The sequence below is a fragment of the Streptomyces sp. NPDC048604 genome, assembly GCF_043199435.1.
Lineage (GTDB): Bacteria > Actinomycetota > Actinomycetes > Streptomycetales > Streptomycetaceae > Streptomyces.
Genome location: NZ_JBICVX010000010.1, coordinates 277,394 through 297,693 on the forward strand (window position 1 = coordinate 277,394; position 20,300 = coordinate 297,693).

The 20,300-nt window shown below is 71.6% G+C and carries 15 protein-coding genes; 9 read left to right on the forward strand and 6 right to left on the reverse strand.

Features of this window, described 5'->3' with window-relative positions:
• Positions 1-16: 16 nt before the first annotated feature.
• The gene (locus ACGFMM_RS22195; RefSeq protein WP_393648109.1) at positions 17-1,321 is read left to right on the forward strand and encodes a carbohydrate ABC transporter permease; all 1,305 of its coding nucleotides are present in this window, start codon (positions 17-19) and stop codon (positions 1,319-1,321) included.
• A complete protein-coding gene (locus tag ACGFMM_RS22200) occupies positions 1,318-2,226 on the forward strand; it encodes a carbohydrate ABC transporter permease (RefSeq protein WP_393648110.1) in 909 nt (302 codons plus the stop codon). The genes ACGFMM_RS22195 and ACGFMM_RS22200 overlap by 4 nt, the downstream gene beginning before the upstream one ends.
• 76 nt (positions 2,227-2,302) lie before the next feature.
• Here the strand turns inward: ACGFMM_RS22200 and ACGFMM_RS22205 are convergent, their stop codons facing one another.
• Positions 2,303-2,914 (reverse strand): TetR/AcrR family transcriptional regulator, encoded by a 612-nt coding sequence (locus ACGFMM_RS22205; protein WP_393648111.1) that lies wholly within the window; start codon positions 2,912-2,914, stop codon positions 2,303-2,305.
• 153 nt (positions 2,915-3,067) lie between these two features.
• On the opposite strand from ACGFMM_RS22205, the gene ACGFMM_RS22210 reads away from it, so the two are divergent.
• From ACGFMM_RS22210 to ACGFMM_RS22220, 3 genes are read left to right on the forward strand one after another with little or no spacing between them, the layout of a single operon-like run.
• Positions 3,068-3,979 (forward strand): ABC transporter permease, encoded by a 912-nt coding sequence (locus ACGFMM_RS22210; protein WP_393648112.1) that lies wholly within the window; start codon positions 3,068-3,070, stop codon positions 3,977-3,979.
• Between the two features lie 46 nt (positions 3,980-4,025).
• On the forward strand, positions 4,026-4,784 hold the full coding sequence (locus ACGFMM_RS22215; RefSeq protein WP_393648148.1) for an ABC transporter ATP-binding protein: 759 nt from the start codon (positions 4,026-4,028) through the stop codon (positions 4,782-4,784).
• A gap of 29 nt (positions 4,785-4,813) precedes the next feature.
• Complete coding sequence (locus ACGFMM_RS22220) at positions 4,814-6,373, forward strand: glycosyltransferase 87 family protein (RefSeq protein WP_393648113.1); 1,560 nt, start codon at positions 4,814-4,816, stop codon at positions 6,371-6,373.
• Positions 6,374-6,514: 141 nt separating this feature from the next.
• Here the strand turns inward: ACGFMM_RS22220 and ACGFMM_RS22225 are convergent, their stop codons facing one another.
• On the reverse strand, positions 6,515-11,464 hold the full coding sequence (locus ACGFMM_RS22225; RefSeq protein ID WP_393648114.1) for an NAD-glutamate dehydrogenase: 4,950 nt from the start codon (positions 11,462-11,464) through the stop codon (positions 6,515-6,517).
• A gap of 383 nt (positions 11,465-11,847) precedes the next feature.
• Here ACGFMM_RS22225 and ACGFMM_RS22230 point away from each other — a divergent pair, with 383 nt between their 5' ends.
• The gene (locus tag ACGFMM_RS22230; RefSeq protein ID WP_393648115.1) at positions 11,848-12,405 is read left to right on the forward strand and encodes a DJ-1/PfpI family protein; all 558 of its coding nucleotides are present in this window, start codon (positions 11,848-11,850) and stop codon (positions 12,403-12,405) included.
• Between the two features lie 162 nt (positions 12,406-12,567).
• Here the strand turns inward: ACGFMM_RS22230 and ACGFMM_RS22235 are convergent, their stop codons facing one another.
• Both ACGFMM_RS22235 and ACGFMM_RS22240 read right to left on the reverse strand, forming a co-directional pair.
• A complete protein-coding gene (locus ACGFMM_RS22235; RefSeq protein ID WP_393648116.1) occupies positions 12,568-13,215 on the reverse strand; it encodes an HAD family hydrolase in 648 nt (215 codons plus the stop codon).
• A 53-nt stretch (positions 13,216-13,268) separates the two neighbouring features.
• A complete protein-coding gene (locus ACGFMM_RS22240; RefSeq protein ID WP_393648117.1) occupies positions 13,269-13,775 on the reverse strand; it encodes a DUF6912 family protein in 507 nt (168 codons plus the stop codon).
• A 291-nt stretch (positions 13,776-14,066) separates the two neighbouring features.
• On the opposite strand from ACGFMM_RS22240, the gene ACGFMM_RS22245 reads away from it, so the two are divergent.
• A complete protein-coding gene (locus ACGFMM_RS22245) occupies positions 14,067-14,531 on the forward strand; it encodes an Rv3235 family protein (protein WP_393648118.1) in 465 nt (154 codons plus the stop codon).
• Between the two features lie 105 nt (positions 14,532-14,636).
• Here the strand turns inward: ACGFMM_RS22245 and secA are convergent, their stop codons facing one another.
• Entirely contained in the window at positions 14,637-17,441 is a 2,805-nt protein-coding gene (secA, locus tag ACGFMM_RS22250; protein WP_393648119.1) for a preprotein translocase subunit SecA, read from the reverse strand.
• 238 nt (positions 17,442-17,679) lie between these two features.
• Here secA and ACGFMM_RS22255 point away from each other — a divergent pair, with 238 nt between their 5' ends.
• Both ACGFMM_RS22255 and ACGFMM_RS22260 read left to right on the forward strand, forming a co-directional pair.
• Positions 17,680-18,252, forward strand: a complete 573-nt coding sequence (locus tag ACGFMM_RS22255; protein WP_393648120.1) for a GNAT family N-acetyltransferase — start codon at positions 17,680-17,682, stop codon at positions 18,250-18,252.
• A 30-nt stretch (positions 18,253-18,282) separates the two neighbouring features.
• Positions 18,283-19,452 (forward strand): winged helix-turn-helix domain-containing protein, encoded by a 1,170-nt coding sequence (locus ACGFMM_RS22260; protein ID WP_393648121.1) that lies wholly within the window; start codon positions 18,283-18,285, stop codon positions 19,450-19,452.
• A 54-nt stretch (positions 19,453-19,506) separates the two neighbouring features.
• On the opposite strand, the gene ACGFMM_RS22265 is transcribed toward ACGFMM_RS22260, so the two are convergent.
• Positions 19,507-20,262 carry a response regulator gene (locus ACGFMM_RS22265; protein WP_393648122.1) on the reverse strand — a complete coding sequence of 252 codons (756 nt, stop codon included), beginning with the start codon at positions 20,260-20,262 and terminating at the stop codon, positions 19,507-19,509.
• Positions 20,263-20,300: the final 38 nt, after the last annotated feature.

Below are 20,300 nucleotides of genomic sequence, written 5' to 3' on the forward strand. Positions count from 1 at the left end.
GGCGGACGCAGACGTCATGTCCTCGGTCCGGCACAACGTGACCGGCGCCCGCAGGGCCGTCGCGGCGGGCTTCCTGCTCCCCGCGCTGGTCCTGCTGGGCGCGCTCGTGGTCTACCCGATCGGGTACTCGGTCCAGCGGTCCTTCTTCGACAGGTCCGGGGACTCCTTCGCCGGACTCGACAACTACGTCGAGCTGTTCACGGACGACACGATCCTGACAGCCGTCGAGAACAACGCGATCTGGGTGGTGTTCGCCCCGACGGTCGCCACCGCGCTCGGCCTGATCTTCGCGGTGCTCACCGAACGGGTGCGCTGGGGCACGGCGTTCAAGCTGATCGTCTTCATGCCCATGGCCATCTCGATGCTCGCCGCCGGCATCATCTTCCGGCTGGTGTACGAGCAGGACCCGGACCGCGGGGTCGCCAACGCGGTCTGGGTGGGCGTGCACGACACGTTCGCGGAGTCCTCGGTGTTCCCGAAGGCGCGCCCGCTGCCCGTCCATCCGCTGAAGGCGACGGGCGACGGCGGGTACGTGACGAAGAGCCCGGTCCGCGCGGGCGAACCGGCCCTGCTCCCGCTGGTCGGCGTCCCGCCGGCGCAGATGCCGCAGGGCGCCCGGCCGGCGGTCCGGCCCGGGGCGGAACCGGGCGGCATCACCGGAACGGCCTGGCTGGACTTCACCAGGGGCGGCGGCGGCAGACCCAATGCCGTGGACCCGAAGGAACTCGGGCTCAAGGGGCTGCGGGTGGAGGCGGTGAAGGACGGGAAGGTCGTCGCCTCGGCGACGGCCGGCGCGGACGGCTCGTTCCGTCTGCCGGCGGCGGCCGAGGGGGCGCTGCTGCGGCTGCCGGAGAGCAACTTCCGGGAGCAGTACAACGGCGTCCACTGGCTGGGGCCCTCGCTGGTCACTCCTGCCGTCATCGGCAGCTACGTGTGGATGTGGGCGGGCTTCGCGATGGTGCTGATCGCGGCGGGGCTCGCGGCGGTGCCGCGCGAACTCCTGGAGGCGGCGCGGGTCGACGGGGCGAACGAGTGGCAGGTCTTCCGGCGGGTGACGGTGCCGCTGCTCGCGCCGGTGCTCGCGGTGGTCCTGGTGACCTTGATGATCAACGTGCTGAAGGTCTTCGACCTGGTGTTCATCATCGCGCCCGGCTCGGCGCAGGACGACGCGAACGTGCTGGCGCTCCAGCTGTACCGCTCGTCGTTCGGCACGGACGCGGACCTGGGCGTCGGCTCGGCGATCGCGGTGCTGCTGCTGTTGCTGGTGCTTCCGGTGATGGCCTTCAACATCCGCCGGATGCGAAGGGAGGGGCGGCGATGACGACCACGACGCGGACGCGTGCACGCGCGTCCACGGCGACGAGCGGCGCGCCCACGGCGTCACTGGGTTCGCGGCTCGCGGCGCGGGCGGCGGGCGGGGCGATGCGGGTCTTCCTCGTCCTCGTCGGGCTGTTCTGGCTGATGCCGACCGTCGGGCTGCTGCTGTCCTCGCTGCGCAGCCCCTCCGACATCGCGTCGAGCGGCTGGTGGGAGGTCTTCACCGCGCCGGCGCGGCTGACCACGGAGAACTACGCGGGGCTGCTCGGCGACGCGCGCATCACCGACTCCCTCCTCTCGACCGTGCTGATCACCGTCCCGGCCACCGTCCTCGTCGTGGTGATCGGCTCGCTCGCCGGGTACGCCTTCGCCTGGCTGGACTTCCCGGGCCGCGACTGGTGGTTCCTGGCGGTGGTGGCACTGCTCGTGGTGCCGGTGCAGGTGGCGCTCGTCCCGGTGTCCAGGCTGTTCGGCACGCTCGGCATCTTCGAGACGACGTTCGGCGTGGTGCTCTTCCACACCGCGTTCGGTCTGCCCTTCGCGATCTTCCTGCTGCGCAACTTCTTCGCGGAGATCCCGCGCGAGCTGCTGGAGGCCGCGCGGCTGGACGGCGCGGGCGAGGTGCGGCTGTTCACCCGGGTGGTGCTGCCGCTGGGCGGCCCGGCGATCGCCTCGCTGGGCATCTTCCAGTTCCTGTGGGTCTGGAACGACATGCTGGTCGCGCTGATCTTCGCGGACTCGGAGTCCCCGCCGATCACGGTGGCGCTGCAGCAGCAGGTCAGGCAGTTCGGCAACAACATCGACGTGCTCGCGCCGGGCGCGTTCGTGTCGATGGTGATCCCGCTGGTGGTCTTCTTCGCCTTCCAGCGGCAGTTCGTGTCGGGCGTGATGGCGGGCGCGGTGAAGTAGCCCAGGCGCGATGACGTAGCGGGCGCGGTGCGACGGCCGCCGTGCGGTGCCGCGGCCGCCGTACGGCGGTACGCGGCTACGCCGTGAGCGCGGCGACCGCAGAGCGCGCGAGGTCGTCCAGGTACCCGGCCGGCAGCTCGCCGCGCACGACGACCAGCCGCCAGTACAGCGGCCCGACCACCAGGTCCAGGGCGCGGTCCGGGTCCGCGCCCTCGGGCAGCTCCCCGCGGGCCACGGCCTCGCGCACCACCTGGGCCACCACGCCCTGCTGCCCGTCGAGCAGCACGGCCTTGACGGCGTCGGCGATCTCGGGGTTCCGGTGGGCCTCCACCAGCAGGTCGGGGATGACCTGCGAGGCCACCGGGTGCCGCAGGGCGTGCGCGGCGACCTCCAGGAGGGCACGGACGTCTCCGTACAGCGAGCCGGTCCCGGGCGCGGGCAGGCCCCGGACGGCGACCGCGCCGACGAGGTCGAGGACGAGGGACAGCTTGGACTTCCAGCGCCGGTAGACGGCGGTCTTGCCCACGCCCGCGCGGCGCGCGATGCCCTCGATCGACATCCGGGCGAAGCCGACGGCGGCCAGTTCCTCGAAGACGGCGGCGCGGATCGCGTCGGTGACGTCCTCGCGCAGCACGGCCGCGCCGGCGGGGGTGCGGCGGGGGGCTCCGGAACCGGGGGGTGTGGTCATGAACAGGATGATAGCCACGGCCACGTCACGACGAGACGGTTGCGTTCCGACGTCGGGGAGGCCTACGCTCACGTCACGACGATACGCACCCGTTCCGTCGGACGGTTCCGTCCCGACGACGAAGGTCCCGTTCAGCCGAGCGAAAGCGAGCCCGTGACCCTCATCGACACCCCGCCGACGGTGGCGGCGCCGCCCGCCGAGGACCTGCGCGCCCTCGCCCTGCGCCACGGTCTGGCGGTGAGCGGCGCGCGGCCGGGCCTGCCCGCGTACGTCCGGCAGCTCTGGTCGCGCCGGCACTTCATCGCCGCCTTCGCGACCGCACGGCTGACCGCGCAGTACAGCCAGGCGAAGCTGGGCCAGCTGTGGCAGCTGATGACCCCGCTGCTCAACGCGGCCGTCTACTACGTGATCTTCGGCGTGATCATGGACGTCCGGCACGGCGTCCCGGACTACGTGCCGTTCCTGCTCACCGGCGTTTTCGTCTGGACCTTCACCGCCCAGTCGATCCTCGCCGGCACCCGCGCCATCAGCGGGAACCTGGGCCTGGTCCGCGCCCTGCACTTCCCCCGCGCGAGCCTCCCGGTCGCGCTCGCGCTCCAGCAGCTCCAGCAGCTGGGCTTCTCGCTGGGCGCGCTGGCCGTCATCCTGTGCTGCTTCGGCGAGTTCCCCGACGCGACCTGGCTGCTCGCCGTCCCGGCCCTGGCCCTGCAGGCCCTGTTCAACACCGGGCTCGCGCTGGTGATGGCCCGGCTCGCCGCCCGCACCCCGGACGTCTCGCAGCTGATGCCGTTCGTGCTGCGCACCTGGATGTACGCCTCGGGCGTCATGTGGTCGCTGCACCACCTCGAGGCGGCGGGCCGGCTCCCGGACGCGGCCGTCAACGCGCTGCAGGCCAACCCGGCCGCGCTCTTCATCGACCTGGTCCGCTACGCCCTGGTGGACAGCTTCACCGCGGCGCAGTTGCCGCCGCACGCCTGGGCGCTCGCCGCCGGCTGGGCCGTGCTCGCCTTCGTCGGCGGCTTCGTCTGGTTCTGGCAGGGAGAGGAGACATACGGCCGTGGCTGACCGCACCGAACGCACCCCGACCGTCGTCGTCGACGGCGCGCACGTCATGTACACCGTCCAGGGCGGCCGCGCCCCCCAGGCCGGCGCCGTGTCCGCACTGACCCGGCTCCTGTCGCGCCGGCCCGGCCCCGCCGCCCGCACGGTCCACGCGGTCAAGGGCGTGAGCTTCGCCGCGTACCGGGGCGAGGCGATCGGCCTGATCGGCTCGAACGGCTCCGGCAAGTCGACGCTGCTCAAGGCGATCGCCGGACTGCTCCCGGTGAACCGCGGCCAGGTCTACACCCAGGGCCAGCCCGCCCTCCTCGGGGTGAACGCGGCCCTGATGAACGACCTGACCGGCGAGCGGAACGTGATCCTCGGCGGGCTCGCGATGGGCATGACCCGGGCCGAGATCGAGGCCCGCTACCAGGAGATCGTGGACTTCTCGGGGATCAACGAGAAGGACGACGCGGTCTCCCGCCCCATGCGCACGTACTCCTCCGGCATGGGCGCGCGGCTGCGTTTCTCGATCGCCGCGGCCAAGTCGCACGACGTGCTGCTGATCGACGAGGCGCTGTCGACCGGCGACGCGAAGTTCCGCGCCCGCAGCCAGGAGCGGATCGACGAACTGCGCGCCCAGGCGGGCACGGTGTTCCTGGTCAGCCACAGCAACTCGACGATCACCCGGACCTGTGACCGGGCGCTGTGGCTGGAGGCGGGCACGCTGCGGATGGACGGGCCGGCGGCGGAGGTGGTCGCGGCGTACGAGGAGTTCACCAAGAAGGCGGCCGGGACCGGGAGTCGGGCCGGGAAGACCGGGAGTTAAGGGGCGAACCGGACTAGAGTGCGGCGTTGATGACGAACGATCACGCCGCCGCCCCGCCCGAACCGCCCCTCGACCCCCTCGACCCCCTCGACCCGTCCGGCCCGACGCACGCCTCCCTCGACCCGCCCCACGCACCCGCACCACCCGCCCCGCCCGAAACGACCGGCGCCACCGACCCGGCCGAGGACGCTCCCCCGCGCCCGTCCGCCCCCGCCCGCCGGTCCTCCGCCCTGCGCCGGGCCCGGGAGGCCGTCGCGGGCGGCGGGTTCGGCGGACTGCGGTCCGGTCGCGCCGCCGGTCACGGCACCGGCGCCGGAAGCCGTTCCCTCGGGCGCACCACCGCCCCTCCGCCGTCGGTGACCCGTTCGCCGTTCGACTCGGAGAGCTTCACCTCCGCGAGCTACGTCGCCACCACCCACACGCCGCACATCGCGCTCGCCTCCGTCTGGGTCCTGACCCGGCTCGGCATGCTGGTGCTGCTGTGGCGGGACAGCCTCGGCATCGGCGGCGTCGGCCGCGAGGTGCACGTGCTCTACCGGCTCTGGTACGACCGGCTGGCCCACGGCACCTTCCCGCCCGACGACCCCACCTGGCAGTACCCGCCCGGCGCCGCCCTCGTCATCGGCTCCCCCGCCGCACTGCCCTGGCTCACGTACTTCCAGGCCTTCGTCGCCCTCACCCTGCTCGCCGACGCGGTCGTCGCCCTCGCCCTGGCCCGCGCCGACAGCGACCGCGTCACGCACGGCGCCTGGATGTGGGTCTGCGGGCTGCCGCTGCTGCTGCACATCCCGCTGGCCCGGTACGACGTCCAGACCACCGCGGTCGCCGTGATCGCCCTGCTCGTGCTGCGCTCCCGGCCCGCCCTCGGCGGCGCGCTCGCCGGCCTCGGCGCGATGATCAAGGTCTGGCCGGCGCTCACCCTCATCGGCACGCCCCGCGGCCGGTCCACCCGGGAGGCGTGGACGGCCGCCTGCTCCACCGCGATCGCGCTGCTGATCACCCTGGGCGTGCTGTTCCGGCACTCCCTGGACTTCCTGCTCCAGCAGGGCGCCCGGGGCGTCCAGATCGAGTCCCTCGGCGGCACGGTGCTCGCGCTGGCCCGCGCCGCCGGGCTCTGGCCGGGCCGGATCCAGTACCGCTACGGCGCGTTCGAGTACGTCGGCCCGCACATCTCGTACGTCGGGGTGCTCGCGCTGTCCGCCACCCTGGCCGCCTGCTGCTGGCTGGTCGTGTGGCGGGTGCGGGCCCGCCGCTGGACCCCGGCGACCCCGCTGGACGCGGCCTTCGCCGCGGTACTGCTGTTCACCCTGACCAGCCGGGTGATCAGCCCCCAGTACCTGGTCTGGCTGCTCGGCCTCGCCGCCGTCTGCCTGACCTGCCGGGAGACCGTGATGCGCCCGGCGGCCCTGCTGCTCCTGCCCGCGACGGCGCTGAGCGCGCTCGCGTACCCCGTCCTGTACGAGGACGTGCTCGCCGGCGCCCCGGCGGGGCTCGCCGTGCTGACCGCCCGCAACGGGCTGCTGCTCGCGGCCGGTTTCCTTGCCTGCCGCGCCCTGTGGCGGACGTCGGTCGGCGAGCCGAAGGGCTGAGCGCCGTCCACGCGAAAGGCCCCCGCCGGAGAACTGGCGGGGGCCCTTGAGCGACGGCGTGACGAGCAGAGTCAGCCGTCAGCCGGACGTGCCTGCCGTCGCCGGCCGCGTCTGTCCGCAGCCGGCCGTCGCGGCCGTCGGCTAGCCGTGCGTGCGGAGCATCGAACGGATCGTCCGCATCGCCACCGACAGGTTGGCCAGGTCGAAGGCGTCCGAGCCCTGGATCTCCTCCAGCGTGGTCCGCGCGCGGCCGAGGATCGCCGCGTTCTTCTCCTCCCAGGCCTTGAACCGCTCCTCCGGGGTGGATGTGCCGTTGCCGGCCGACAGCACGTCCGCGGTGAGCGAGGCGTGCGCGGCGAACAGGTCCTCGCGGATCGAGGCGCGGGCCATCGACTGCCAGCGGTCGTTGCGGGGCAGCTCGATGATCCGGTCCATCAGCTCCGTGATCCGCAGCCGGTCGCCGAGGTCGTAGTAGACCTCCGCGACCGCCAGCGGGTCCTTGTCGGTCCGGTCCGCGATGGCGACGACGTCGAGCGTCGGGAAGGCGGACGAGAAGCCCGCGACCCGCAGGGCCAGCTCCTCGGGAACGCCCACGGAGGTCAGCTCCTCGAGGATCGACTCGTACCACTCCAGGTCCGAGCCGCGCAGCAGCTGCGGCAGCTTCGCCCAGACCTGCTCGACCCGCTCGGAGAAGAACTCGATCGTCTCGGCCAGCTCCAGCGGCTGCGGCCGGTTGCCGAGCAGCCAGCGCGTACCGCGCTCGACCAGACGCCGCGAGTGCAGCCGCATCCGGGTCTGGACCTCGGCCGGCACCTTGTTGTCGAGCGCCTCGACCGCGTCCCAGACCTCGCCGAGCCGGAAGATGGCGCGGGCGGCGGTCTGCGCGCGGACGATCTCCTCGATCGACGCGCCGGTCTCCTCGCGGAGTCGGTGCAGGAAGGTCGAACCGCCGCTGTTGACGGTGTCGTTGACCAGGATCGTGGTGACGATCTCGCGGCGCAGCGGGTGGCCCTCGACGGCCTCGGGGAACTTCTCGCGCAGCTGCGTCGGGAAGTACGCGTGCAGCAGACCCTTCAGGTAGGGGTCGTCCGGCAGGCCGGTGCCGATCAGCTCGTCCGCCACCGTGATCTTGGTGTAGGCGAGCAGCACGGCGAGCTCCGGCTGGCTCAGGCCCCGGGAGGTGTTGAGCAGCTCGCGGACCTGCCGGTCGTTGGGCAGGAACTCGAGCGAGCGGTCCAGGGCCCCGTCGCGGCCCAGCCGGCGCATGAAGCGCTGGTGGGCGTGGAGCAGCGACGGCGACTGGGCGACGGCGTTGGCCAGGGCCGTGTTCTGGGCGTAGTTGTTGCGCAGAACCAGCGCGCCGACCTCGTCGGTCATCTCCGCGAGGATCTTGTTGCGCTGCTTGACGGTCATGTCGCCCTCGGCGACCAGCCCGTTGAGCAGGATCTTGATGTTGACCTCGTGGTCGGAGGTGTCCACGCCGGCGCTGTTGTCGATGGCGTCGGTGTTGATCTTGCCGCCCAGGCCCTCGGGGCCGCCGGTGCGGGCGAACTCGATGCGGCCCAGCTGGGTCGCGCCGAGGTTGCCGCCCTCGCCGACGACCTTGGCGCGCACGTCCTGGCCGTCGACGCGGATGGCGTCGTTGGCCTTGTCGCCGACGTCCGCGTTGGACTCGGCGGAGGACTTCACGTACGTGCCGATGCCGCCGTTCCACAGCAGGTCGACGGGCGACTGCAGGATGGTCTTCATCAGCTCGGCGGGGGTCATCTTGGTGACCCCCTCCTCGATGCCGAGGGCGGCCCGCATGTGCGCGTTGACGGGGATCGACTTGGCGGTGCGCGGGTGGATGCCGCCGCCCGCGGACAGCAGGTCGGTGTCGTAGTCGGCCCAGGAGCTGCGCGGCAGCTCGAACAGGCGGCGGCGCTCGGCGTAGCCGGTGGCCGCGTCCGGGTTCGGGTCGATGAAGATGTGCCGGTGGTCGAAGGCGGCGACCAGGCGGATGTGCTCGGAGAGCAGCATGCCGTTGCCGAACACGTCGCCGGACATGTCGCCGACGCCGACGACCGTGAAGTCCTCGGTCTGGGTGTCGTGGCCCAGCTCGCGGAAGTGCCGCTTCACGGACTCCCACGCGCCGCGGGCCGTGATGCCCATGCCCTTGTGGTCGTAACCGGCCGAGCCGCCTGAGGCGAACGCGTCGCCGAGCCAGAAGCCGTACTCCTCGGCGACGCCGTTGGCGATGTCGGAGAAGGTGGCGGTGCCCTTGTCGGCGGCGACCACGAGGTACGTGTCGTCCTCGTCGTGGCGGACCACGTCGGCCGGCGGCACGACCTCGCCGCCGACGAGGTTGTCGGTGATGTCGAGCAGCGCCGAGATGAAGGTCTTGTACGAGGCGACGCCCTCGGCCAGCCAGGCGTCCCGGTCCACGGACGGGTCCGGCAGCTGCTTGGCGACGAAGCCGCCCTTGGCGCCGACCGGCACGATGACGGTGTTCTTCACCATCTGCGCCTTGACCAGGCCGAGGATCTCGGTACGGAAGTCCTCACGGCGGTCGGACCAGCGCAGGCCGCCCCGGGCGACCTTGCCGAAGCGCAGGTGCACGCCCTCGACGCGCGGCGAGTACACCCAGATCTCGAACGCCGGGCGCGGGGCCGGCAGGTCCGGGATGGCCTGCGGGTCGAACTTCATCGACACGTAGGAGTGCGGGGTGCCGTCGGCGCCCTTCTGGAAGAAGTTGGTCCGCAGCGTGGCCTTGATCAGGGTGAGGAAGGCGCGCAGGATGCGGTCCTCGTCGAGGGAGGCGACCTGGTCCAGGGCGCCGTCCAGCTCCTCCAGGAGGCCGTCGGTCAGCTCGGTGCCGGCGCGCTGGCGCTCCGGCGACATCCGCGCCTCGAACAGCGAGACCAGCAGCCGCGTGGTGTGGACGTTGTTGCGGAGGGTGTCCTCCATGTAGTCCTGGCTGAAGGCCCAGCCGGCCTGCCGCAGGTACTTGGCGTAGGCGCGCAGCACCATCGCCTCCCGCCAGCCGAGACCGGCGGACAGCACCAGCGCGTTGAAGCCGTCGTTCTCGGCCTCACCCGTCCAGGTCGCGGAGAACGCCTCCTGGAACCGCTCGCGGGCGTCGTCGCCCAGGTAGTCGCCGTTGGCGGTGGGCATCCGCAGACCGAAGTCGTACACCCAGGCGTTCGTCCGGTCCGCGCAGCGCAGCTCGTACGGGCGCTCGTCGACGACCTCGACGCCGAGCCGGTTGAGCACCGGCAGGACGGCGGAGAGGGAGACCTGCGGTCCGGACTTGTAGATCTTGAAGCGGCGCTCGCCGGGGCCGCTGCCCACGGGCTCGTACAGCGAGAGCGCGAACTCCCGGCCGCTGCTCTTGAGCTGCTCCAGGTGGACCAGGTCGGCGACGGCGGCGCGCGGCGAGTGGTCGGCCTTGTAGCCCTCGGAGAACGCGTTGCCGTAGCTGCGCAGCAGCTCGGCGGCGCGCTCCTCGCCGAACTCGGCGTTGAGCGCCTCGCCGAAGCCGTCGGCCCAGGAGCGGGCGGCGTCGGCGAGCCGGGCCTCGATGCGCTCCTTGTCGGAGTCGGACAGGTGGGTCAGCTCGGTGCCGGGCGCGACGCGCACCACGAAGTGCAGCCGGGTCAGCACCGACTCGGTGCTCATCAGGGTGAAGTCGACGCTGGTGCCGTCGAGCTCCTCCTTGAGGATGTCCGTCAGCCGCTCACGGACCGTGGTGTTGAACCGGTCGCGCGGCAGGTAGACGAGGGCCGAGTAGAAGCGGCCGTACTCCTCCTGGCGCAGGTAGAGCCGCAGCCGGCGGCGTTCCTGCAGGTAGAGGACGGAGGTGACGATGGAGCGCAGCTCGTCGACCGGGGTCTGGAACAGCTCGTCGCGCGGGTAGGTCTCGAGGATCTGCAGCAGGTCGCGGCCGTCGTGGCTGTTCGGCGAGAAGCCGGCGCCCTCCAGGACCTCGGCGACCTTGCGGCTGATGACCGGGACGCGGCGGACGGACTCGGTGTACGCGGCCGAGGAGAACAGGCCGAGGAAGCGGCGCTCCCCGACGACGTTGCCCTGCGCGTCGAACTTCTTGACGCCGATGTAGTCGAGGTACGAGGGCCGGTGCACGGTCGCCCGGCTGTTGGCCTTGGTCAGGATCAGCAGCTTGTGCTCGCGCGCCTTGGCGCGGGCGTCGGCGGGCAGCCGGCTGAAGGACTGCGAGACCGGGTGGGCGTGGTGGTCGTCGCCGCTGTGGTGCGGGTCGGAGCGCAGCACGCCGAGGCCGGTGCCGGGGACGGCCGTCAGGGCGTCACCGTTGACCAGCTCGTACTCGCGGTAGCCGAGGAAGGTGAAGTGGTCGGCGGACAGCCAGCGCAGCAACTCGCGGGCCTCGTCCACCTCGGTGGGGCGCAGGTCGTCGGCGACCGGCTCCTCGGGCAGGCCCTCGGCGATGCGCAGCGCGGCGTCGCGCATCTTCTCCCAGTCCTCGACGGTCTCGCGGACGTCGGACAGGACGCGCAGCAGGTCGGAGGTGATCTGCTTGAGGTCGGCGCGGTCGGTCTCGCGGTCGATCTCGACGTGGATCCAGGACTCGGTGACCGCGTCGTGCGGCAGCTCGCCCTTGGGCTCGCCGGTGAGCACCTCGATGAGCTTGCCGGTGACGTCGCGGCGGACGACGATCTGCGGGTGGATCACCACGTGGATGCCGCGGCCCTGGCGGGACAGCTCGTTGGTGACGGAATCGACCAGGAAGGGCATGTCGTCGGTGACGACCTCGACCACGGAGTGGCTGGACGTCCAGCCGTTCTCGTCCTGGGTGGGGGTCTGCACGCGGACGTTCGCGGTGCCCTGGGGACGGTTCTCGGCCAGCCGCGCGTGCGACATCGCGGCGCCGTAGAGGTCCACCGGTTCGCGGTCCTGCAGGTCCTCGGGGGCGGTGTGCAGGTAGTAGCGCTGGAGGTACGCGAACAGGGTGTCCCGGTCCGGGCGCTCCCCGCCCTCCGGGCCCGTCGGAAGTCGCCCCCCGACCGGGCTGTTCTCAGCTACCCGGGCGGCCCTCGTGAGCAGCTCGGCCTTGGCTTCGTCCAGCTTGGTCTGCATGTCCTCTGGCTCCTGTCGCGCGCCGTTGCGTGACGTCGGTGGAAGAAATGGCACAACGCCGCGACGCGGGGTGCCCGCTCGTGGTCGACGTTAGGCCGTGATGAGAGATGTCCGGTGCTTTATCGGCCATTTTCGGCGAGGGCACGGGACGGAGAAGATCAGCGATCGCCCTGCTCGCCCGGGCGCGGTGGCACTCCGGGCGCGGGCCGGGGGCTTCGCTGCCCCCTCGGCGTATGGCGCTGATCACGGGAAAAGCCTATCGCTCCGGACCCCTGGATCGTCATGAGCCGTATGTGTACAAAAGCAGGGGGCGAAGTTTGACGTTCTGGACAGCGACACATGTCCTTGTGGCAGGGCGGCACCGAGAGTCCGGGAGGCGTCACATGACACCGAAGATCCTGATCGTGACCGGGGACGCGGCGGAATCGCTGGAAGTCCTCTACCCGTACCAACGGCTCCAGGAGGAGGGGTACGAGGTCCACATCGCGGCCCCGACGCGCAAGCAGCTGCGCTTCGTGGTGCACGACTTCGAGCCGGGCTACGACACGTACACGGAGAAGCCCGGCTACACCTGGCCGGCCGACCTGGCGTTCTCCGAGGTGGCCCCGGCGGACTACGTCGCCCTGGTGATCCCGGGCGGCCGCGCGCCGGAGTACCTCCGCAACGACCTGGAGCTGCGGAAGATCCTCAAGGCCTTCTTCGACGCGGACAAGCCGGTGGCCCAGATCTGCCACGGCCCCCTGCTGACGGCCGCGGTGGGCGGCCTGGAGGGCCGCCGCGTCACGGCGTACCCGGCCCTGGAACCCGACATGCAGGCCGCCGGCGCCACCTTCCAGGACACGGAAGCGGTCGTGGACGGCGTCCTGGTCTCCTCAAGGGCCTGGCCGGACCACCCCACCTGGATGCGAGAGTTCCTGAAGATCTTGCGCACCAAGACCTGAGGCCGGCTCCGGCGCTGGTGGTTTGTGGGCGGCACCCGCCGTCCGCCGGTGGTTTGTGGGCAATCGTCCCGCAGTGGGGGTCCCCCTGGACGAAGTCCTTGGGGGAGGGACGGCTGGGCACAAACCACCCACCGGGGCCGCACCCGGCAACTCGCGGGCGGGCTAGGCCAGCTCGTCCGCGACGGCAACCGCCTCCGCCAACGAATCCACCACCGGCACACCCACCCGCGCGAGCGAGGCCCGGCTGTGCGAGCCGCCCGTGAAGAGCACAGCCTTCGCCCCCACATGCGCCGCCGCAACAGCGTCATCCGCCGCATCCCCGATGACGACGACACTCGACGGCGCAACCCCCAGCGCCTCCACATGCCGCACCATGTGCCCCGCCTTGCCCGACGTCGACGCGTCGAGCCGCCCGTCCACCCGGACGAACCGCTCCTCGATGCCGTGCCGCCGCACGATCGGTATCAGCCGGTCGTGCGGGGCCAGGGACAGCAGCGACTGCGTCCGCCCCGCCGCCTGCCGCTCCGCGAGCAGCTCCGCCGCCCCCGCCATGAGCCCGCAGGCATCCGCCCGAGCCCAGTAGTGCTGGTGGAACGCGTCGTCCATGACGACCCACTCCGCGTCCGTGGGCAGCCGCCCCATCAGCCGCTCGTAGAACTTCGGCACCGGCACCGTGTACAGCTCGCGGTACCGCTCCAGCGTGATCGGTTCGAGGCCGAGCTCCTCGAAGGCCGCGTTCGTCGCCCCGATGACCGCGTGGATGTCGTCGAGCAGCGTGCCGTTCCAGTCCCAGACCAGGTGCTTCCCCATGACCTGAAACCGTACAGCCCGCCTCCGACAGCCCGGTTCCCACCGGCTTTCCGTCAGGCGAGCAGCCCGGGAATCTCCTGCACGCCGTACCAGAGCAGCTCGTGGTCCTCCGCCCCGTCCACGGTGAACCGGGCGTCGTCGTCGCCCTGGTCCGCCGCGCCGAGCGCGTCCGCCGCGGCGGTGACGTCGGTCTCGGCGTCGTCCGCGTCGGCGTGCACCGCGGCCGCCTTGGCCAGCGGCACCGCGGCGGCGATCCGGACCTCGCCGAGCGCGGACGCGTCGAGCCCGCGGTCGGGGTCGACGACCGCCTCCCGGTCCGGTACGTCCACGGCGACGACGACCCGGCGGCGCGCGGCCGCGGGGTCCCCCGCCAGCAGCCGCAGCGACGCGGCCGCGGCCCGGTTGAGCGCCGCGTACTCGAGTTCCTCGATGTCGTCGGAGACGTACCACTCCCGCAGGGCGGGGGTGACGGCGTAGGCGGTCAGCGGGCCGGGGCCGAGTTCGCCGGTCTTGTGCGCCTGTGCGAGTCCGGGGAGGGTCAGGGGGACGTAGACGCGCATGGCTGGCCGCTTTCGTAGTCGGAAACGCCCTCAGGATACGTGCGCAGGTCCCCTTTCGGGGCTGCGGAGCCCGCGCGGGCCCGTCCACCGGTGCGTGGCCGCTCACCTGGTCCGTCCGCCCGTCGCGACGCCCGGAGCGGGCCGGTCTCACTCTGATAGGTGAATCCGCCGGTCGCCCTGCCGGCCCGGTGTGCGCCTTGCAGGCCCTCGCGGCCCGCCCGTACAAGATCCCCAACAGAAGTTACCGCCCGGTATCCCTCGCCGGGCGCGACGGAATCGGGGACCCCCACCATGACCGGCTCCACCCGCCCTCGCAGCACCCGCCCCCGCACCACCACCGGCCCGGGCAACGTCCGCCCGGGCGGCCTGCGCCCCGGCGACGGGCTCCGCCGCGCGCCCCTGCGGGCCCTGCCCCCGTACGCGCTGTTCGCCGAGCGGCTGCTCGCCGTCCTGAGCGGCGAGCGCCCGGTGCACTGGATGCTGGGCCAGACCGTGGGCCCCGCGTACGAGCAGCTGGTCCGGCTGGCCCCGGACGTCCCCTTCGGCGGCGTACGGCCGGTCCTGCGCCGCTGTCGCGTGCAGGCCGACACCACGGTCATGGAGGTCTCCGCGATCGTGGCCGCCGGCGAGCGCGTACGGGCCATGGCCTTCCGCCTGGAGCGGCCGGCCCCCGACCACCGCTGGCGCTGCTCCGCCGTGGAGCTGGACGACCTCCCGCCCCGCGTCCCGGCCCAGTCCCGCGGCCCGCGCGCCTGACGACCACGGGGACGCCGGCGAAGGCCTGGGAAAGCCGGAGGGGCCGGGCGGCCCGTACCACGGGTGCCCGACCCCTCCAGGGTGGCCCTCACCAGGGCCTACGGCTTACTTCTTGCGGCGCCGGCCGCCGCCCTTCTGAGCCTTGCGGCGCTCCGCGCGGGTCATCCCCTCGCCGCCCGCGGCCTCGTCCGACGCCCAGTCGCCCTCGACGACCGAGCCGTCGCCGTCGACCTTGGGCGCGGAGAAGTGCAGCCGGTCCGGGCGCTGCGGCGCGTCCAGGCCCTTGGCGCGGATCTCCGGACGGCCGCCCGCCGGGGCGCCCTCCTTGGCCAGCGAGGTCTTCTCCGCGGCGTCCTGGACCGGGACCTCCTCGACCTGCTGCTCGACCTGGACCTCCAGGTTGAACAGGTAGCCGACGGACTCCTCCTTGATGCCCTCCATCATCGCGGAGAACATGTCGAAGCCCTCGCGCTGGTACTCGACCAGGGGGTCCTTCTGCGCCATCGCGCGCAGACCGATGCCCTCCTGGAGGTAGTCCATCTCGTAGAGGTGCTCGCGCCACTTGCGGTCGAGCACGGACAGCACCACGCGGCGCTCCAGCTCGCGCATGATGTCCGAGCCGAGCTGCTGCTCACGGGATTCGTACTGCTCGTGGATGTCGTCCTTGATCGACTCGCCGATGAAGTCGGCGGTGAGCCCGGCGCGGTCGCCGGTCGCGTCCTCCAGCTCGTCGATCGTGACCTTGGCCGGGTAGAGCTGCTTGAACGCGTTCCACAGCCGGTCGAGGTCCCACTCCTCCGCGAAGCCCTCGGCGGTCTCCTGGCGGATGTAGTCGTCGATCGTGTCGTCCATGAAGTGCTGCACCTGCTCGTGCAGGTCCTCGCCCTCCAGGACGCGGCGGCGCTCGCCGTAGATGACCTCGCGCTGCCGGTTGAGGACCTCGTCGTACTTCAGGACGTTCTTGCGCGTCTCGAAGTTCTGGCCCTCGACCTGGGACTGGGCGGAGGCGATGGCGCGGGTGACCATCTTGTTCTCGATCGGGACGTCGTCCGGCACGTTGGCCATGGCCATCACGCGCTCGACCATCGCGGCCTTGAACAGGCGCATCAGGTCGTCGCCGAGGGAGAGGTAGAAGCGGGACTCGCCCGGGTCGCCCTGACGGCCGGAACGGCCGCGCAGCTGGTTGTCGATACGGCGGGACTCGTGGCGCTCGGTGCCCAGCACGTACAGCCCGCCGAGGTCCTTGACCTCCTCGAACTCCGCCTTGACGGCCTTCTCGGCCCGCTCCAGGGCGCCGGGCAGGGCCGCGGCCCACTCCTCGACGTGCTCGACCGGGTCCAGGCCCGCCTGGCGCAGCTCGGCCTCGGCGAGGTCGTCCGGGTTGCCGCCGAGCTTGATGTCCGTACCGCGGCCGGCCATGTTCGTGGCGACGGTGACGGCGCCCCGGCGGCCGGCCTGGGCGACGATCGCGGCCTCGCGCTCGTGGTGCTTGGCGTTGAGCACCTCGTGCGGCACGCCGCGCTTGGCGAGCTGCTGCGAGAGGTACTCGGACTTCTCGACGGACGTGGTGCCGACGAGGATCGGCTGGCCCTTCTCGTGGCGCTCCGCGATGTCGTCGACGACCGCCGCGAACTTGGCGACCTCGGTCCGGTAGATCAGGTCCGGCTGGTCCTTGCGCTGCATGGGCCGGTTGGTCGGGATCGGGACGACGCCCAGCTTGTAGATCTGGTGGAACTCGGCGGCCTCGGTCATGGCCGTACCGGTCATGCCGGAGAGCTTGTCGTAGAGGCGGAAGAAGTTCTGCAGGGTGATCGTGGCGAGGGTCTGGTTCTCGTCCTTGATCTGCACCCCTTCCTTCGCCTCGATCGCCTGGTGCATGCCCTCGTTGTAGCGGCGGCCGGCGAGGATACGGCCGGTGTGCTCGTCGACGATCATGACCTCGCCGTCGATGACGACGTAGTCCTTGTCCTTCTTGAACAGTTCCTTCGCCTTGATGGCGTTGTTCAGGTATCCGACGAGGGGGGTGTTCACCGACTCGTACAGGTTGTCGATGCCCAGCCAGTCCTCGACCTTGGCGACGCCGGCCTCGTGGATGGCGACGGTGCGCTTCTTCTCGTCGACCTCGTAGTCGCCGGTCTCCTCGATGCCCTTCAGCGGGTTGCCGGGCTCGCCCTTGACGAGGCGGGTGACCAGCTTCGCGAAGTCGCCGTACCACTTGGTGGCCTGGTCGGCCGGGCCGGAGATGATCAGCGGCGTACGGGCCTCGTCGACGAGGATCGAGTCGACCTCGTCGACACAGGCGTAGTTGTGGCCGCGCTGGACGAGCTCCTCCGACGACCAGGCCATGTTGTCGCGCAGGTAGTCGAAGCCGAACTCGTTGTTCGTGCCGTACGTGATGTCGCAGGCGTACTGCTCACGGCGCTGCGCCGGGGTCATGTTGGCGAGGATGCAGCCGACGTCCAGGCCCAGGAAGCGGTGGACGCGGCCCATCATCTCCGAGTCGCGCTCGGCCAGGTAGTCGTTGACCGTGATGATGTGCACGCCCTTGCCGGACAGTGCGTTGAGGTACGCCGGGAGGGTGCCGACGAGGGTCTTGCCCTCACCGGTCTTCATCTCGGCGACGTAGCCGAGGTGCAGCGCGGCGCCGCCCATGAGCTGGACGTCGTAGTGGCGCTGGCCGAGGACGCGCTTGGCCGCCTCGCGGACGGTGGCGAAGGCCTCGGGGAGCAGGTCGTCCAGGCTCTCGCCGTCGGCGTAGCGCTCCTTGTACTCGTCGGTGAGCGCCCGCAACTCGGCGTCGGAGAGGTTGACGAAATCCTCTTCGATGGAGTTGACCTGGTCCGCGATGCGGTGCAGTTTGCGCAGGATCTTGCCTTCGCCTGCACGCATGAGCTTGTTGAAGACGGACACTGAGGTTGGTCTCCTTGCCGATCGGGCCTGGCACTGGGTCTTGTCATGGACACTGGCACGGGCGCGGCAGGTGGACCCCGCCGCACCGGCCATCGTAAGCGAGGAGGCCGCCGCGCAGGGAGGGCCACCGGCCTCGATGCGAACTGCCGCCCGGAAAGAGAACGCACAAGGCGCGCGGAAGGTGCCGCAAGTCCGAAAAGTGTTCGCACACGCTCCGCGGCACGACCACAATCCCGTCATGGAGCCCGTGACGCTGACCACCGACCGTCTGCTGCTGGACGCCTTCGTCCCCGAGGACGCCGAGGCGGTGCACGCGAGCTGCCAGGATCCCGACATCCAGCGCTGGACGACAGTCCCCTCGCCCTATGCCCGGAGCGACGCCGAGTACTTCCTGAACGGCATGGTCCCGGACGGCTGGCGCAGCGACTCCGAGTACAACTTCGCCGTGCGCCTGCGCGACGGAGGCCGGCCGGTGGCGGCCGCCGGCCTGCACCACCCGAACGCGGGGACCTGGGAGATCGGCTTCTGGACGGACAAGGAGCACCGGGGCCGCGGCTACATGACCGAGGCCGTGCTCGGCCTGGCCCGCTGGGCCTTCACCTCCCTCGGCTGCACCCGCCTGGAATGGCGGGCCGAGGTCGGCAACGCGCCCTCGCGCGGCGTCGTGGAGAAGGCCGGCTTCACCATGGAGGGCGTGCTGCGGGCGGGCATCGCGAACAAGGGCACGCTGCGGGACTGCTGGGTCGGCGCCCTGCTCCCGTCGGACCTCGGGCTGCCGTCCCCCCTGCCGTACCTTCCGGCCCGCCCCTGACTGTCAGTGCCGGCGCCTAGGGTGCGAGACATGACGACCGTGCCGCAGCCGCGCCCCGCCGCCGAACTGTCCGCCGACGAAGCCCGCCGGATCGCGCTGCGCGCCCAGGGCTTCCTGGGCGCCCCGGACCGGCGCGGCGGAGTGCGGGGCGTGCTGCGGCACCTTGGCGCGGTCCAGCTGGACACGATCTCGGTGCTGGCCCGCTCGCACGAGCTGATCCCGTACGCGCGCCTGGGCGCGGTGGGCCGGACCACGGTCGAGGACGCGTACTGGACGCAGACGCACGCCTTCGAGTACTGGTCGCACGCGGCCTGCATCCTGCCCGTCGAGGAGTGGCCGCACTTCGCCTTCCGCCGCCGCGCCTACCGCACCCGGCCGCACTGGGGCCACGAGCTCGCGGACAGCGCGTACGACGCGGTGATCAAGCAGCTGCGCGCCGAGGGGCCGCAGACGGCGACGGAGCTGGGCGGCGCGAAGAACAAGGGCGAGTGGTGGGACTGGTCCGAGTCCAAGGTCGCCGTCGAGCGGGCGCTGATGTACGGCGAGGTGGTCTGCGTCGAGCGGCGCGGCTGGAAGCGGGTGTACGACCTGGCCGAGCGGGCCGTGCCGGCCGCGCTGCTGCACGACGAGCTGGACGACGCCGAGTGCGTGCGCCGGCTCGTACGGCAGGCCGGTGAGGCGCTCGGCGTCGGCACCCGGGCGGACATCGCCGACTACCACCGCCTCAAGGCCGAGCAGTTCGACGCGGTGGTGGCCGACTCGGGTCTGGTGCCGGTGACGGTGGCCGGCTGGTCCAAGCCCGCCTGGGCGGACCCGGCGGCGCTGGCGTCCGAGCCGCGCGGCCGGCACCGTACGACGCTGCTCTCGCCGTTCGACTCGCTGATCTGGGAGCGGGCGCGCACGGAGCGGATCTTCGGCTTCACGCACCGCCTGGAGGCGTACGTGCCGAAGCAGAAGCGGGTGCACGGCTACTTCGCGATGCCGCTGCTCGCCGGAGGGAAGCTGCTCGGCCGGGTCGACCCGGCGCGCGAGGGGCGCACGCTGGTGGCCCGCCAGGTGTCCCTGGACACCCCGAAGGCGGTCGAGCCGATGGCCCGGGCGCTGCGCGAGGCGGCCGAGTGGGTGGGCTGCGACGCCGTCCGCGTCGAGCAGGTGAACCGCCCCGAGCTGGCGGCCGCGCTGGTCGCCGCCCTGGACTGACAGCGACGGGCCCTCCGCGGCGGCCGAGCATCAGCGGTTCACCGGATCGGCAGGTCAGCGGATCTCGAGGATCTTCTCCCGCATCGCGTAGACCACGGCCTCCATCCGGGAGTGCAGCTGCAGCTTCTCCAGGATGTTCCGGACGTGGTTCTTCACCGTGTTCTCGGAAATGAACAACTCCTTGGCGATGTCCCGGTTGTTCATTCCGGTGGCGACCAGTTTGAGCACTTCCAGTTCCCGGTCGGTCAGCCGGGGCGCCGGCACCAGCCGGCGCTCGTCGGTGCGCTGGATCATCGACTTGAACTCGGTGAGGAGTTTCGACGCCATCGACGGACTGATCTGGGACTGCCCGTCGGCGACCGCGCGAATCGCGGTGGCGACCTCGTCGGTGGAGATCTCTTTCAGCAGGTAGCCCGTCGCGCCCGCCTTGATCGCGTCGTAGAGGTCCGCCTCCTCGTCGCTGATCGTCAGCATGATGATCTTCGCGCTGGGGGCCACCTCCTTGATGGAGGTGCACGCCTCGATGCCGCCGCGCTTGGGCATCCGCACGTCCATCAGCACGATGTCCGGCAGCAGGTCGGCGGCCTTGTCGACGGCCTCCGCGCCGTCCCCGGCCTCGCCGACGACCTGGATGTCCTCCTCCTGGGCGAGCACGATCTCCAGACCTCTGCGGAACAGGGCATGGTCGTCCACCACCAGGACGCGAATCGGCTCCTTGCGGGACCCCCCGCTGTCCGGATCCCGTCCCTCCGGGGTGGCCGCGCCGTCGGGCATCCGCCCGCCGTGCACCGGCCCGAAGCTGTCCGCCATCGTTCCGCCCCCTGAAGGCCGTGGCCTGAAGTACGTGT

Bases quoted from the DNA above. Each gene is read 5' to 3' on its own strand.
- ACGFMM_RS22205 (WP_393648111.1), bottom strand. From the start codon at position 2,914: ATGACCACACCCCCCGGTTCCGGAGCCCCCCGCCGCACCCCCGCCGGC.
- ACGFMM_RS22200 (WP_393648110.1), top strand. From the start codon at position 1,318: ATGACGACCACGACGCGGACGCGTGCACGCGCGTCCACGGCGACGAGC.
- ACGFMM_RS22245 (WP_393648118.1), top strand. From the start codon at position 14,067: ATGACCGGCTCCACCCGCCCTCGCAGCACCCGCCCCCGCACCACCACC.
- ACGFMM_RS22225 (WP_393648114.1), bottom strand. From the start codon at position 11,464: ATGCAGACCAAGCTGGACGAAGCCAAGGCCGAGCTGCTCACGAGGGCC.
- ACGFMM_RS22255 (WP_393648120.1), top strand. From the start codon at position 17,680: ATGGAGCCCGTGACGCTGACCACCGACCGTCTGCTGCTGGACGCCTTC.
- ACGFMM_RS22265 (WP_393648122.1), bottom strand. From the start codon at position 20,262: ATGGCGGACAGCTTCGGGCCGGTGCACGGCGGGCGGATGCCCGACGGC.
- ACGFMM_RS22230 (WP_393648115.1), top strand. From the start codon at position 11,848: ATGACACCGAAGATCCTGATCGTGACCGGGGACGCGGCGGAATCGCTG.
- ACGFMM_RS22260 (WP_393648121.1), top strand. From the start codon at position 18,283: ATGACGACCGTGCCGCAGCCGCGCCCCGCCGCCGAACTGTCCGCCGAC.
- ACGFMM_RS22235 (WP_393648116.1), bottom strand. From the start codon at position 13,215: ATGGGGAAGCACCTGGTCTGGGACTGGAACGGCACGCTGCTCGACGAC.
- ACGFMM_RS22220 (WP_393648113.1), top strand. From the start codon at position 4,814: ATGACGAACGATCACGCCGCCGCCCCGCCCGAACCGCCCCTCGACCCC.
- ACGFMM_RS22195 (WP_393648109.1), top strand. From the start codon at position 17: ATGTCCTCGGTCCGGCACAACGTGACCGGCGCCCGCAGGGCCGTCGCG.
- ACGFMM_RS22215 (WP_393648148.1), top strand. From the start codon at position 4,026: ATGTACACCGTCCAGGGCGGCCGCGCCCCCCAGGCCGGCGCCGTGTCC.
- ACGFMM_RS22240 (WP_393648117.1), bottom strand. From the start codon at position 13,775: ATGCGCGTCTACGTCCCCCTGACCCTCCCCGGACTCGCACAGGCGCAC.